We start from the raw sequence: 14,755 nt of genomic DNA, 5'->3' as shown, positions 1-14,755 counted from the left end.
TGCAAATAAGCGCCGTTAATTAGCGACGCTACGTTACGTAGTGATGGCGCAGGATTCTACCAGCTTGTCTTTCGTGAATACAGCTTTTCGGCATAAAAATCGCAGTTCCCGGGCAGATTTTTTTGCTGTGAAAGGTCAGCATGATGAAATCATTACGGCTTTCTGTTTTGTGCAGACAATCGTCGGTTAACCTTAATCGCTGTACAAGGTATACTTTGGCGATTTTCACTGTTTTGAGCCAGACATGAAGCTGATACGCGGCATACATAATCTCAGCAAAGCCCCCCACGGGTGCGTGCTGACCATTGGTAATTTCGACGGCGTGCATCGTGGGCATCAGGCGCTGTTGCAGGGATTGCGTAAAGAAGGGGAGGCACGTGGCCTGCCCGTGGTAGTGATGATTTTCGAGCCGCAGCCGCTGGAACTGTTCGCGGGCGATAAATCGCCTGCCCGACTTACTCGCCTGCGCGAGAAGTTGCGCTATCTGGCACAGTCCGGTGTGGACTACGTATTGTGTGTCCGTTTTGATCGTCGTTTTGCCGCGCTGACAGCACAAAATTTCGTCAGCGACCTGTTGGTCAAGCGCCTTGGCGTGCAGTTTCTCGCCGTGGGTGATGATTTCCGCTTTGGCGCTGGTCGTCAGGGCGATTTCTTGCTATTACAGAAGGCTGGCCTGGAATATGGTTTTGACGTCACCAGCGCGATGACCTTTTGCGAAGGTGGCGTGCGCGTCAGCAGTACGGCGGTTCGTCAGGCGCTGGCCAATGATGAACTGGAGACCGCAGAGAATTTGCTGGGGCATCCGTTTACCATTTCTGGTCGTGTGGTTCATGGCGATGCGCTGGGGCGTACGATAGGTTTCCCGACGGCGAATATACCGCTGCGTCGTCAGGTCTCCCCGGTTAAAGGGGTATATGCGGTGGAAGTGGCTGGACTGGGCGAGAAACCTTTTTACGGTGTCGCCAATATTGGCACACGTCCTACGGTCGCCGGTGTGCGACAGCAGCTGGAAGTGCATCTGCTGGACGTTGTAATGGACCTCTACGGTCGCCATATAGATGTCATACTGCGTAAAAAAATACGCAATGAGCAGCGATTTGCCTCGCTGGATGAACTAAAAGCGCAAATCGCGCGAGATGAATTAACGGCCCGCGAGTTTTTTGGGCTTTGAACCCGGCTTAAATGCCTACGTGATAAATACGGAACCGAGAATCTGATGAGTGACTATAAATCAACCCTGAATTTGCCGGAAACAGGGTTCCCGATGCGCGGCGATCTCGCCAAGCGCGAACCGGGAATGCTGGCGCGTTGGACCGATGATGACCTGTACGGCATCATTCGTGCAGCCAAGAAAGGCAAAAAAACCTTCATTCTGCATGATGGCCCTCCATATGCGAATGGCAGCATTCATATTGGTCACTCTGTAAACAAGATTCTGAAAGACATTATCGTGAAGTCCAAAGGACTCGCGGGATATGACTCGCCTTACGTTCCGGGTTGGGACTGCCACGGTCTGCCGATTGAACTGAAAGTTGAGCAGGAATTTGGTAAGCCGGGTGAGAAATTCACTGCGGCAGAATTCCGTGCGAAATGCCGTGAATACGCGGCCACTCAGGTTGACGGCCAGCGTGCAGACTTTATTCGTCTGGGCGTGCTGGGCGACTGGTCGCATCCGTACCTGACCATGGACTTCAAAACCGAAGCCAACATCATCCGTGCGCTGGGTAAAATCATCGGCAATGGCCACCTGCACAAAGGCGCGAAGCCGGTGCACTGGTGCGTGGACTGCCGTTCTGCGCTGGCAGAAGCAGAAGTTGAGTATTACGACAAAACCTCGCCTTCAATCGACGTGGCCTTCGAAGCGGTCGATCAGGATGCGATCAAAGGTAAATTCGGCCTGCCGGGCGTAAGCGGCCCGATCTCGCTGGTTATCTGGACCACCACCCCATGGACGCTGCCTGCTAACCGTGCAATCTCCCTCTCCGGTGAGTTCGAATATGCACTGGTTCAGATTGACGGTCAGGCGCTGATCCTGGCGAAAGATCTGGTGGAAAGCGTGCTGAAACGCGCGAACATCACCGACTACACCGTCCTGGGCACCGTGAAGGGCGACGCGCTGGAGCTGATGCGCTTCAAACACCCGTTCCTGGACTTCGACGTTCCGGCGATCCTGGGCGACCACGTGACGCTGGAAGCCGGTACCGGTGCAGTACATACCGCCGGTGGTCACGGTCCTGACGACTACAACATCAGCCTGAAATACGGTCTGGAAATCGCGAACCCGGTTGGTCCGGACGGCTCATACCTGCCTGGTACGTATCCATCGCTGGACGGTATCAACGTCTTCAAAGCGAACGACATCATTGTGGAGATGCTGCGTGAGCGCGGCGCGCTGTTGCACGTTGAGAAAATGCAGCACAGCTACCCGTGCTGCTGGCGTCACAAGACGCCGATCATCTTCCGTGCGACCCCACAGTGGTTCGTCAGCATGGATCAGAAAGGCCTGCGCGAGCAGTCTCTGAAAGAGATCAAAGGCGTGCAGTGGATCCCGGACTGGGGCCAGGCACGTATTGAATCCATGGTGGCTAACCGTCCTGACTGGTGTATCTCCCGTCAGCGTACCTGGGGCGTGCCGATGTCGCTGTTCGTGCATAAAGAGACGCACGAACTGCACCCGAACACGCTGGAACTGATGGAAGAAGTGGCGAAGCGTGTTGAAGTTGATGGCATTCAGGCGTGGTGGGATCTCGATGCCCGCGATATCCTGGGCGCTGACGCGGACAACTACGAAAAAGTGCCAGATACCCTGGACGTGTGGTTCGACTCCGGGTCTACTCACGCCTCCGTGGTTGACGTGCGCCCTGAGTTTGCCGGTCACGCGGCTGATATGTATCTGGAAGGTTCTGACCAACACCGTGGCTGGTTCATGTCATCCCTGATGATCTCCACCGCCATGAAAGGTAAAGCACCTTACCGTCAGGTTCTGACCCACGGTTTCACCGTTGATGGTCAGGGCCGTAAGATGTCCAAATCTATCGGTAATACCGTTTCTCCGCAGGACGTGATGAACAAACTGGGCGCAGACATTCTGCGTCTGTGGGTGGCATCTACTGACTATACCGGCGAAATGGCGGTATCAGATGAGATCCTGAAACGTGCTGCCGACAGCTATCGTCGTATCCGTAACACCGCGCGCTTCCTGCTGGCGAACCTGAATGGTTTCGATCCGGCAAAAGACATGGTGAAACCGGAAGAGATGGTGGTGCTGGATCGCTGGGCGGTAGGCTGTGCGAAAGCGGCGCAGGAAGATATCGTTAAGGCATACGAGTCTTACGATTTCCATGAAGTGGTGCAGCGCCTGATGCGCTTCTGCTCCATCGAGATGGGCTCGTTCTACCTCGACATCATCAAAGACCGCCAGTACACCGCGAAAGCGGACAGCGTGGCGCGTCGTAGCTGCCAGACTGCGCTGTATCACATCGCAGAAGCACTGGTGCGCTGGATGGCGCCAATTATGTCCTTCACCGCGGATGAAATCTGGGGCTACCTGCCAGGTGAGCGTGAGAAGTATGTCTTCACCGGCGAGTGGTACGAAGGTCTGTTCGATCTCTCCAGTACCGAAGCGATGAACGACGCCTTCTGGGACGAGCTGCTGAAAGTGCGTGGCGAAGTGAACAAGGTCATCGAACAGGCGCGTGCTGACAAGAAAGTCGGTGGTTCTCTGGAAGCGGCAGTGACCCTGTACGCAGAACCTGAGCTGGCGGCCAAACTGACGGCGCTGGGCGATGAATTACGATTTGTCCTGTTGACCTCCGGTGCGAAAGTTGCGGATTATGCCGACGCTTCTGCTGATGCTCAGCAGAGCGAACTGCTTAAAGGACTGAAAGTCGCACTGAGCAAAGCCGAAGGTGAGAAGTGCCCGCGCTGCTGGCACTACACCACCGATGTCGGCCAGGTGGCGGAACACGCAGACATCTGCGGACGCTGTGTAAGCAACGTCGCCGGTGACGGCGAAAAACGTAAGTTTGCCTGATGAGTAAAACTCTCTGTTCAACAGGACTGCGCTGGCTGTGGCTGGTTGTGGTGGTGCTGATTATTGATCTGGGCAGCAAGTTCCTGATCCTCCAGAACTTTGCTCTGGGGGATACGGTTCCGCTGTTCCCGTCGCTTAACCTGCACTATGCGCGTAACTATGGCGCAGCGTTTAGCTTCCTTGCTGACAGCGGTGGCTGGCAGCGCTGGTTCTTTGCGGGTATTGCTATCGGTATCTGTGTGGTGCTGGCGGTGTTGATGTACCGTTCGAAAGCGACGCAAAAGCTGAACAACATCGCCTATGCGCTGATCATTGGCGGCGCGTTAGGTAACCTGTTCGATCGCCTGTGGCATGGCTTTGTGGTCGATATGATCGACTTCTACGTCGGCGACTGGCACTTTGCGACCTTTAACCTCGCTGATAGCGCAATTTGTATCGGTGCGGCGTTAATCGTGCTGGAAGGTTTCTTGCCGAAACCCGCCGCGAAAGAGCAGGCTTAATTGTAAATGCCGGGTGGCGCTGCGCTTACCCGGCCTACAGAATTTGTGGCCTCCCGTAGGCCCGGTAAGCGCAGCGCCACCGGGCAACAGGTGACCCAAAACAAGCGAGCAATTTGCATGTCTAAATCCGTACAAAGCAATAGCGCGGTTCTCGTTCACTTCACGCTGAAACTGGATGACGGCTCAACGGCCGAATCCACCCGCAATAACGGCAAACCAGCCCTGTTTCGTCTTGGCGATACGTCGTTATCTGAAGGTCTGGAGCAGCAGCTTCTGGGTCTGAAAGAGGGGGAGAAGAAGGCGTTTTCGCTGGAGCCGGATGCGGCGTTTGGCGTGCCAAGCCCGGATCTTATCCAGTACTTCTCTCGTCGTGAGTTTATGGATGCGGGCGAACCTGAAATCGGGGCGATTATGCTCTTTACCGCTATGGATGGCAGCGAAATGCCTGGCGTGATCCGCGAAATCAACGGCGACTCCATCACCGTAGATTTCAACCATCCTCTTGCCGGGCGCACCGTCCATTTTGATATTGAAGTGCTGGAGATCGATCCGGTACTGGAGGCCTGAAATGCAGATCCTGTTGGCTAACCCGCGCGGCTTCTGCGCCGGTGTAGACCGCGCTATCAGCATTGTTGAAAACGCGCTGGAGATTTACGGCGCGCCGATTTACGTGCGTCACGAAGTTGTACATAACCGTTACGTGGTCGACAGCCTGCGTGAACGCGGTGCAATCTTCATTGAGCAGATCAGCGAAGTGCCGGACGGCGCGATCCTGATTTTCTCCGCACACGGTGTCTCCCAAGCGGTACGTAACGAAGCGAAAAGCCGTGATTTGACAGTGTTCGACGCCACCTGTCCGTTGGTAACCAAAGTGCATATGGAAGTGGCGCGCGCCAGCCGTCGCGGTGAAGAGTCGATCCTGATTGGTCACGCCGGTCATCCGGAAGTCGAAGGCACTATGGGCCAGTACAGCAACCCGGAAGGGGGGATGTATCTGGTGGAGTCGCCGGAAGATGTTCTGACGCTGAACGTAAAAAACGAAGCCCGTCTGTCGTTCATGACGCAGACCACGCTTTCAGTTGATGATACGTCGGATGTGATTGACGCATTGCGCCAGCGTTTTCCGAAAATCGTCGGGCCGCGTAAAGATGATATCTGCTACGCAACCACTAACCGCCAGGAAGCAGTGCGTGCGTTGGCTGAGCAGGCGGACGTGGTGCTGGTGGTCGGCTCGAAAAACTCCTCTAACTCCAACCGTCTGGCCGAACTGGCGCAGCGCATGGGCAAGGCGGCGTTTCTGATTGACGACGCGACGGACATTCAGGAAGCGTGGGTGAAAAACGCGGCCTGTGTCGGTGTCACCGCAGGGGCTTCCGCACCGGATATCCTGGTGCAGAACGTGATCGCCCGTCTGCAGGAACTGGGTGGTGGTGAAGCCGTTCCGCTGGAAGGCCGCGAAGAGAACATCGTCTTCGAAGTCCCGAAAGAGCTGCGTATTGATGCACGCGAAGTGGAATAATCCTTCTTCTGATGAAAGGCCAGCACCTCCTGTGCTGGCCTTTTTTTTATCTGCTACTTTATCGTGACGACAAAATCATGTCTTTTACTGATATTTGAGTCCGTTTCACGTTAAATTCTAATTATCGGTGTTTTCAGTTGGCAGCCCTGACAAAGGCTGGTTAATCTGAAAACGGTTTACATCATTTTAACGTAAGAGAATAACTATGCATGATGCACAGATCCGTGTCGCTATTGCGGGCGCGGGTGGACGTATGGGTCGCCAGCTCATTCAGGCGGCACTTCAGATGGATGGCGTAGCGCTGGGCGCAGCACTGGAACGTGAAGGTTCATCGCTTCTTGGGGCCGATGCCGGTGAACTGGCAGGCGCGGGCAAGACGGGCGTTACCGTTCAAAGCAGCCTTGATGCGGTGAAAGATGATTTTGATGTGTTTATCGATTTCACCCGGCCAGAAGGCACACTGACCCATCTGGCATTTTGCCGTCAGCACGGCAAAGGCATGGTGATTGGCACCACCGGGTTTGATGAAGCCGGTAAACAAGCCATTCAGGATGCGTCACATGAGATTGCTATTGTCTTCGCTGCTAACTTTAGCGTGGGCGTCAACGTTATGCTTAAGCTGCTGGAGAAGGCCGCAAAAGTGATGGGCAATTATACCGACATTGAGATTGTCGAAGCTCACCACCGTTACAAAGTCGATGCTCCCTCCGGCACGGCGCTGGCAATGGGCGAAGCGATTGCGCATGCACTGGATAAAGATTTAAAAGACTGCGCGGTATATACCCGCGAAGGCCATACGGGCGAACGCGTTCCGGGAACGATTGGTTTCGCAACCGTGCGAGCGGGTGACATCGTCGGGGAACATACTGCGATGTTCGCCGATATTGGAGAACGTGTAGAGATCACGCATAAAGCATCCAGCCGCATGACATTTGCGAATGGTGCCGTTCGCTCCGCTTTGTGGCTGAAAGGCAAAGAAAATGGTCTTTTTGATATGCGTGATGTGCTAGATCTCAACAATTTGTAAGAGATATTACCCATCGTGATGTGGTTATTGCAGTCGTAACTTTTTGATTGCATAGGGCAATAATTTATTGCCCTTTTATTTTGTCCATTCCATGTTTATTTTTGTCTTTTTTGACTAAAAGTAGATGCTATCCCGCCATTTTGTGTTGCTGGTATGTAAATTTTGACCGTTTGGTCCACTTTTTATTATCTGCGTACCAGAAATTCCAATAAACTTGCCACGCAAGCGTTTTCTGTCGTGATTTACCTGATCTTTTTGCCGCTTAACATCTTTTCAGGCCGCCAGGCTTGCAAAAGGATAATTAAAATATCCGTTTTGAGTTGACTTTTACCTGGCAAATCTCCAGAATGCCGCCGTTTGCCAAAAATCCGCTGGCAACACATTTGCATTGATTTATGACATGGTTGTGAATTAATATGCAAATAAAGTGAGTGAATATTCTCTGGAGGGTGTTTTGATTAAGTCAGCGCTATTGGTTCTGGAAGACGGAACCCAGTTTATCGGTCGGGCCATAGGGGCAACGGGTTCGGCGGTTGGGGAAGTCGTTTTCAATACTTCAATGACCGGTTATCAAGAAATCCTCACTGATCCTTCCTATTCTCGCCAAATCGTTACTCTTACTTATCCTCATATCGGCAATGTCGGCACCAATGCTGCTGACGAAGAATCTTCTCAGGTACATGCGCAAGGCCTGGTCATTCGCGACCTGCCGCTGATTGCCAGCAACTTCCGCAATACCGAAGACCTCTCTTCCTACCTGAAGCGCCATAACATTGTGGCGATTGCCGATATCGATACCCGTAAGTTAACGCGTCTGCTGCGCGAGAAGGGTGCACAGAACGGCTGCATCATCGCAGGGGACAACCTCGATGCGGCGCTGGCGCTGGAAAAAGCGAAAGCCTTCCCGGGCCTGAATGGCATGGACCTGGCGAAAGAAGTGACGACCACTGAAGCATACAGCTGGACGCAAGGTAGCTGGACGCTGTCAGATGACCTGCCGGAAGCGAAAAAAGAGAGCGAGCTGCCGTTCCACGTGGTCGCCTACGATTTCGGCGCCAAGCGCAATATCCTGCGCATGCTGGTTGATCGCGGCTGCCGTCTGACGGTGGTGCCGGCGAAAACCTCTGCCGAAGACGTACTGAAGATGAACCCGGATGGCATCTTCCTCTCTAACGGTCCTGGCGACCCGGCACCGTGCGATTACGCTATCGATGCCATCAAGTCCTTCCTCGAAACCGATATTCCGGTATTCGGCATCTGCCTCGGCCATCAGCTGCTGGCGCTGGCGAGCGGGGCGAACACCATTAAGATGAAGTTCGGTCACCACGGTGGTAACCACCCGGTGAAAGACATCGACAACAACACGGTGATGATTACGGCACAGAACCACGGCTTCGCAGTAGACGAAGCGTCAATGCCGGCTAATCTGCGCGTGACGCACAAATCCCTGTTCGATGGCACCCTGCAGGGGATCCATCGTACCGATAAGCCAGCGTTCAGCTTCCAGGGACACCCGGAAGCCAGCCCGGGGCCGCACGATGCCGCACCGCTGTTCGATCACTTCATCGAACTTATCGAGCAATACCGTAAGACCGCTAAATAATCAGGAGCCGAGAAGACCATGCCAAAACGTACAGACATAAAAAGCATCCTGATCCTTGGCGCTGGCCCGATTGTTATCGGTCAGGCCTGTGAATTTGACTACTCCGGTGCACAGGCGTGTAAAGCCTTGCGCGAAGAGGGTTACCGCGTCATCCTGGTGAACTCTAACCCGGCGACCATCATGACCGACCCGGAAATGGCGGATGCAACCTACATCGAGCCGATTCACTGGGAAGTGGTACGTAAAATCATCGAGAAAGAGCGTCCGGATGCAGTTCTGCCGACCATGGGTGGCCAGACTGCACTGAACTGCGCGCTGGAGCTGGAGCGTCAGGGCGTGCTGGAAGAGTTCGGCGTGACCATGATTGGTGCGACCGCCGATGCGATTGATAAAGCAGAAGACCGTCGTCGCTTCGACGTGGCGATGAAAAAAATCGGCCTCGACACCGCGCGTTCCGGTATCGCTCACAACATGGAAGAGGCGCTGGCCGTTGCGGCTGAAGTGGGTTATCCGTGCATTATCCGTCCTTCCTTCACCATGGGCGGCACCGGCGGCGGTATCGCCTACAACCGCGAAGAGTTTGAAGAGATTTGCGAGCGCGGCCTGGATCTCTCCCCAACCAAAGAGCTGCTGATTGATGAATCGCTGATTGGCTGGAAAGAGTACGAGATGGAAGTGGTGCGTGATAAAAACGACAACTGCATCATCGTCTGCTCCATCGAAAACTTCGATGCGATGGGTATCCACACCGGCGACTCCATTACCGTTGCGCCAGCGCAAACGCTGACCGACAAAGAGTACCAAATCATGCGTAACGCCTCGATGGCGGTACTGCGTGAAATCGGCGTCGAAACCGGTGGTTCTAACGTGCAGTTCTCGGTGAACCCGAAAACCGGCCGTCTGATTGTTATCGAAATGAACCCGCGCGTGTCCCGCTCCTCCGCGCTGGCCTCTAAAGCGACCGGCTTCCCGATTGCGAAGGTGGCGGCGAAACTGGCGGTCGGTTACACCCTTGACGAGCTGATGAACGACATCACCGGGGGCCGCACGCCTGCGTCCTTCGAACCGTCTATCGACTACGTTGTGACCAAAATTCCACGCTTCAACTTCGAGAAATTCGCTGGCGCGAACGACCGTCTGACCACCCAGATGAAATCTGTGGGTGAAGTGATGGCGATTGGCCGCACGCAGCAGGAATCCCTACAGAAAGCGCTGCGCGGCCTCGAAGTGGGCGCGACCGGCTTCGATCCGAAAGTGAGCCTGGACGACCCGGAAGCACTGACCAAAATCCGCCGCGAGCTGAAAGACGCGGGCGCAGAGCGTATCTGGTATATCGCCGACGCCTTCCGCGCAGGCTTGTCCGTGGACGGCGTGTTCAACCTGACCAACATCGACCGCTGGTTCCTGGTGCAAATTGAAGAGCTGGTGCGTCTGGAAGAGAAAGTGGCGGAGCTGGGCATCAATGGCCTGGACGCTGACTTCCTGCGCATGCTGAAACGCAAAGGCTTTGCCGACGCGCGTCTGGCAAAACTGGCCGGCGTGCGTGAAGCGGAAATCCGCAAGCTGCGCGACCAGTATGACCTGCACCCGGTCTACAAGCGTGTTGATACCTGTGCGGCAGAGTTCGCGACCGATACGGCTTACATGTACTCCACGTATGAAGACGAGTGTGAAGCGAATCCGTCCGTTGACCGCGACAAAATCATGGTACTGGGCGGTGGCCCAAACCGTATCGGCCAGGGCATCGAGTTTGACTACTGCTGCGTACACGCCTCTCTGGCGCTGCGCGAAGACGGTTACGAGACCATCATGGTCAACTGTAACCCGGAAACGGTCTCTACCGACTATGACACCTCTGACCGTCTCTACTTCGAACCGGTAACTCTGGAAGACGTGCTGGAAATCGTGCGCATCGAGAAGCCAAAAGGCGTGATCGTGCAGTACGGCGGCCAGACGCCGCTGAAACTGGCGCGCGCGCTCGAAGCCGCAGGTGTGCCGGTTATCGGTACCAGCCCGGATGCCATTGACCGTGCAGAAGACCGCGAGCGTTTCCAGCAGGCGGTTGACCGTCTGAAGCTGAAACAGCCGGCAAACGCCACCGTGACTGCGATTGAACAAGCGGTTGAGAAGGCGAAAGAGATTGGCTACCCGCTGGTGGTGCGTCCTTCTTACGTGCTGGGCGGCCGCGCGATGGAAATCGTCTACGACGAAGCTGACCTGCGTCGTTACTTCCAGACGGCAGTTAGCGTGTCCAACGATGCGCCGGTGCTGCTGGATCGCTTCCTCGACGATGCGGTTGAAGTGGATGTGGATGCTATCTGCGACGGTGAAATGGTGCTGATTGGCGGCATCATGGAGCACATCGAGCAGGCGGGCGTGCACTCAGGCGACTCCGCCTGTTCTCTGCCAGCGTACACCCTGAGCCAGGAAATTCAGGACGTGATGCGTCAGCAGGTGCAGAAACTGGCCTTCGAACTGCAGGTTCGTGGTCTGATGAACGTCCAGTTCGCCGTGAAAGACAACGAAGTCTACCTGATTGAAGTGAACCCGCGTGCGGCACGTACCGTACCGTTCGTCTCTAAAGCGACCGGTATTCCGCTGGCAAAAGTGGCGGCGCGCGTGATGGCTGGCCAGACGCTGGCACAGCAGGGCGTCACAAAAGAGATTATCCCGCCGTACTACTCGGTGAAAGAGGTGGTGCTGCCGTTCAACAAATTCCCGGGCGTTGACCCGCTGTTAGGGCCAGAGATGCGCTCTACCGGGGAAGTGATGGGCGTGGGCCGCACCTTTGCAGAAGCGTTTGCTAAAGCGCAACTGGGCAGCAACTCCACCATGAAGAAATCTGGCCGTGCGCTGCTCTCTGTTCGCGAAGGCGATAAAGAGCGCGTGGTTGACCTGGCTGCCAAGCTGCTGAAACAGGGCTTCGAGCTGGATGCAACCCACGGTACGGCGATTGTGCTGGGTGAAGCGGGAATCAACCCGCGTCTGGTGAACAAAGTGCATGAAGGTCGTCCGCACATTCAGGATCGCATCAAGAATGGCGAATACACCTATATCATCAACACCACTGCGGGCCGCCAGGCGATTGAAGACTCCAAGCTGATTCGCCGCAGCGCGCTGCAGTACAAAGTGCATTACGACACCACCCTGAACGGCGGTTTCGCAACAGCCATGGCGCTGAACGCGGATGCCACCGAGAAGGTGATTTCGGTCCAGGAAATGCACGCCCAGATTAACAAGTAAGACAAATTGCCCGGTACCGTTCGGCTACCGGGCATTCTTCCCCTCTTCAGAACCTTCTGGTTTTCCATCCGCATTCAGTCAGTTAGCCTAAAATGGTTAGGTCGATAATGAAATTCAACTGAGAGCAGGGGAAAACACCATGCAAAATAAACTACTGATCGCTTCCGTTCTGGCTGCCACTGCAATGTTCACCGTAGCGGGGTGTTCGTCTAATCAGGCGGTAAAAACCACCGATGGCCGCACCATCATTACGGACGGCAAACCGCAGGTGGATGACGATACCGGTCTGGTGTCGTATAAAAACGCGGAAACTGGTCAAACCGAGCAGATTAACCGTGACCAGGTTAAATCCATGGGTGAACTGGATAATTAAAAAAAGCAGTGGCATCTGCCACTGCTTTTTTGCTTGATGCGGATGGATTACCAGCGGTGGTTTAACAAAATATGACCGCCGTAAGCGGCATAGTTTTTTTCACCCCATTCGCCGCTGGCGCGAAGTGAAATCGTCGTGGTCTCGTTAAGATTGCCGGTAATACCCAGCTCTACCTGACCACGATCCTCCGGCGTATCATTACTTACGGTTTCGTCGTTGAAGGCCAGATCGTTTTGACCTGCACCCTTCAGCCAGTTCACCGCAACGTATGGCTGCCAGGCCGTGACGTCCTTTTGCTGGAAATAGCTGGATTTCACACCCAGACGACCGAAGACGCTGTCGTTATCCAGAGTCGTCACCCGGACGCCATCACGATCTGTATGATTTTCCTGATCAAGATAGCTGTAGATCACCTGCGCCTGAGGCTCGATCTTCCAGGTACGCTCGTTTTCAGATGGGATAACCCACGCATGGCCGACTTCAACAGACGCGGCAAAACCTTCGCTGTTGTAATCCTCATCGTTGCGGTTGCTGGTCACTTTGTTGTTGTACCAGCTGTAGGCGGCCCAGGTATCAATGTAGCTTCCCAGGCGTAATTTCTGATCTTCCTGCCAGGTGGCGTAGAGCCCAACGTTGAAGCCATCGACTTTACCCTGTGCGTCACGCACGTTGTGTTTCGCATCTGAGTGGGTCTTCGCCTGGCCTGCACCAAACATGCCACCGGCACGCAGGATACCGCTGTCCATTGGCTTGCTGAGGAAATCGCTGCCGACTTGCAGAACGGTGGTCGTGGTGTCGTAGCTGACTTTATCGCCGCCTGCATCATTTTCATGGTAACGACCTTTAACATACATCCAGGTATTCAGATCGTCTTCGTTACGGAAAGTGAGCTGATCGCGATCGTCACGTTTGTGCAGGAACATACTCTGAGCCGCCAGATAGTTGCCTAAATACGCGCCCACTTCAGGTGCCATCACTTCTGGTGCTGGGGTATTGCCGCCGCCGTTATCGGTATTATCACCACCGTCGCCGTTATCATTGCCGCCGCTGTTGCCGCCATCGTCGGTATTGCTGCCATTGTCATTGTTACCGCCATCGTCGGTATTGCCACCGTTGTCGGTATTATCTCCGTCATCGGTATCATCTGTCGGATCGACAGGTGGCGTGGCCTTCGATTCCAGGTACCAGTTCCCGTCACTATGCTGGTAAAGAGAGTATTCGTATGCGCCTGCCACAACCGGTTTGGCCAGCGTCAGCTGTGCTTCAGAGCTGCCGGCGACGCTGACAATCTCCATGCCGTTCACGGTCTGTGCGCCAAGTCCACCCATGTTGCTGACGGTCACGCCGGACTGGCCAAAACTGCTGCCGGTTATTGTGAGATGATCGGTAGGTGCCGTGTCAGTACCTAGCTCGCTGTTTAACACAATCTGGCTACCTTCTGCGCCGGTATAGTCGCCATTGATGGTAAAGTCATTACCCACGCTGTGGTCGGCAGCACTGAGCAAAAGCGTGCCGCTGTTGGTCACGTTGCCGTTAATGGTATCAATGCCGGCGTTTCTGAGGGTTGCATTACCCTCAATTGCATTCCACGCTGCCAGCGTACCGCCGCTGAGAATAGTGATGTTGTTGTAGACGGTTCCTGCGGTGGCAAACTTCGCCCCGTTCTGCACGGTGAGAGTGGCATTGCTGTTTTCAACACCTAACGTTGCGCCTGCCGCTACCAGCACTGTGCCGTTTCGCAGGGTCGTATCGCCGGTATAGCTGTTGTTGCCGGTAAGCGTCAGCGTATTCGCATCAACTTTCTCTACGTTTCCGCTGCCGGTCATGTCGGTAGAAAACGTAAAATTGCCTCCCTGGTTAAAGATAACCGTACCATTGTTGGTTAGGCCGCCGCTGAGACTTGCCATACCTTCGCCATTGCCCAGCTGGAGCGTGGCTTCATTCGCCACCAGCGTATTGCCAGCATTGGAAACGGTACCCGCCAGGGTCAGGTTGCCGCTATTCACCTGCAGTGAATCACCTGCACCAATAATGTCGACGTTACCCGTCAGCGTCCAGTCTTCACCGTTCATTTTGACAGAGGCGAAACCATCGCCTTCGTTCAGTCCGATAAAATTGCTGTCTTCTGTACCGGTGCCTACCAGGGTCAGGGTGTTACCTTTCGAGACTGTCGAAATAACGTCACCTGATAATGATGAGCCAGTATTAAGCACCAGGGTGTTATTTTTATCGCTGGCAAAAAATACTGCCGCATTTCCACCCCCGAGCGAACCGCTATTCGTAATATCAACTTTAGCGTTACCTGAGACATAAATACCGTTCTGCGTGCCTTCAATAACACCACTATTTAAGACTTTTGTATTGCCACTACTTAAAGCAATACCATCACCGTCAATACCCGTGATTTTGCCATCATTGTTGATGCCTAACCCTGTCTCGGCGCTCAAACCCGTTTTG

The 14,755-nt window shown here is 54.6% G+C and carries 10 protein-coding genes and 1 pseudogene; 10 read left to right on the top strand and 1 reads right to left on the bottom strand.

The features are described from left to right. Window positions 1–18: 18 nt before the first annotated feature. The 10 genes and pseudogenes from VF709_RS10760 to VF709_RS10715 all read left to right on the top strand — a co-directional run bounded on the left by VF709_RS10760 (window position 19) and on the right by VF709_RS10715 (window position 12,298). A pseudogene (locus tag VF709_RS10760) lies at window positions 19–237 on the top strand (DUF2575 domain-containing protein). A gap of 7 nt (window positions 238–244) precedes the next feature. Further along, window positions 245–1,171: a bifunctional riboflavin kinase/FAD synthetase gene (gene ribF / locus VF709_RS10755; RefSeq protein ID WP_020688470.1), complete on the top strand. Its 927-nt coding sequence runs from the start codon at window positions 245–247 to the stop codon at window positions 1,169–1,171. 45 nt (window positions 1,172–1,216) lie between these two features. Beyond that, window positions 1,217–4,033: an isoleucine--tRNA ligase gene (ileS, locus tag VF709_RS10750; RefSeq protein WP_029882680.1), complete on the top strand. Its 2,817-nt coding sequence runs from the start codon at window positions 1,217–1,219 to the stop codon at window positions 4,031–4,033. Beyond that, window positions 4,033–4,533: a signal peptidase II gene (gene lspA / locus VF709_RS10745; RefSeq protein ID WP_013095527.1), complete on the top strand. Its 501-nt coding sequence runs from the start codon at window positions 4,033–4,035 to the stop codon at window positions 4,531–4,533. The genes ileS and lspA overlap by 1 nt, the downstream gene beginning before the upstream one ends. Before the next feature lie 117 nt (window positions 4,534–4,650). Continuing rightward, window positions 4,651–5,100, top strand: coding sequence for an FKBP-type peptidyl-prolyl cis-trans isomerase (gene fkpB, locus VF709_RS10740; RefSeq protein WP_013095528.1), 450 nt, complete (start codon window positions 4,651–4,653; stop codon window positions 5,098–5,100). A 1-nt stretch (window position 5,101) separates the two neighbouring features. Continuing rightward, entirely contained in the window at window positions 5,102–6,052 is a 951-nt protein-coding gene (gene ispH, locus VF709_RS10735; protein ID WP_028015471.1) for a 4-hydroxy-3-methylbut-2-enyl diphosphate reductase, read from the top strand. A gap of 205 nt (window positions 6,053–6,257) precedes the next feature. Then, the gene (gene dapB, locus VF709_RS10730; RefSeq protein ID WP_149896538.1) at window positions 6,258–7,079 is read left to right on the top strand and encodes a 4-hydroxy-tetrahydrodipicolinate reductase; all 822 of its coding nucleotides are present in this window, start codon (window positions 6,258–6,260) and stop codon (window positions 7,077–7,079) included. A gap of 454 nt (window positions 7,080–7,533) precedes the next feature. Next, window positions 7,534–8,682, top strand: a complete 1,149-nt coding sequence (carA, locus tag VF709_RS10725; protein ID WP_023620045.1) for a glutamine-hydrolyzing carbamoyl-phosphate synthase small subunit — start codon at window positions 7,534–7,536, stop codon at window positions 8,680–8,682. Between the two features lie 18 nt (window positions 8,683–8,700). Continuing rightward, on the top strand, window positions 8,701–11,925 hold the full coding sequence (carB, locus tag VF709_RS10720) for a carbamoyl-phosphate synthase large subunit (protein WP_013095532.1): 3,225 nt from the start codon (window positions 8,701–8,703) through the stop codon (window positions 11,923–11,925). 139 nt (window positions 11,926–12,064) lie between these two features. Beyond that, window positions 12,065–12,298, top strand: coding sequence for a YgdI/YgdR family lipoprotein (locus tag VF709_RS10715; RefSeq protein ID WP_013095533.1), 234 nt, complete (start codon window positions 12,065–12,067; stop codon window positions 12,296–12,298). Window positions 12,299–12,345: 47 nt separating this feature from the next. On the opposite strand, the gene VF709_RS10710 is transcribed toward VF709_RS10715, so the two are convergent. Beyond that, window positions 12,346–14,745, bottom strand: a complete 2,400-nt coding sequence (locus VF709_RS10710) for an autotransporter family protein (protein WP_223232812.1) — start codon at window positions 14,743–14,745, stop codon at window positions 12,346–12,348. Window positions 14,746–14,755 lie beyond the last annotated feature (10 nt).

It is taken from the genome of Enterobacter sp. Lyrl_3 (assembly GCF_051948675.1).
Taxonomy (GTDB): domain Bacteria; phylum Pseudomonadota; class Gammaproteobacteria; order Enterobacterales; family Enterobacteriaceae; genus Enterobacter; species Enterobacter cloacae.
This window is presented reverse-complemented; position numbering and strand designations above follow the sequence as displayed.

Excerpts from the sequence above, each read along its gene's own strand:
- ribF (WP_020688470.1), top strand. The coding sequence starts at position 245 with ATGAAGCTGATACGCGGCATACATAATCTCAGCAAAGCCCCCCACGGG.
- ileS (WP_029882680.1), top strand. The coding sequence starts at position 1,217 with ATGAGTGACTATAAATCAACCCTGAATTTGCCGGAAACAGGGTTCCCG.
- lspA (WP_013095527.1), top strand. The coding sequence starts at position 4,033 with ATGAGTAAAACTCTCTGTTCAACAGGACTGCGCTGGCTGTGGCTGGTT.
- fkpB (WP_013095528.1), top strand. The coding sequence starts at position 4,651 with ATGTCTAAATCCGTACAAAGCAATAGCGCGGTTCTCGTTCACTTCACG.
- ispH (WP_028015471.1), top strand. The coding sequence starts at position 5,102 with ATGCAGATCCTGTTGGCTAACCCGCGCGGCTTCTGCGCCGGTGTAGAC.
- dapB (WP_149896538.1), top strand. The coding sequence starts at position 6,258 with ATGCATGATGCACAGATCCGTGTCGCTATTGCGGGCGCGGGTGGACGT.
- carB (WP_013095532.1), top strand. The coding sequence starts at position 8,701 with ATGCCAAAACGTACAGACATAAAAAGCATCCTGATCCTTGGCGCTGGC.
- VF709_RS10715 (WP_013095533.1), top strand. The coding sequence starts at position 12,065 with ATGCAAAATAAACTACTGATCGCTTCCGTTCTGGCTGCCACTGCAATG.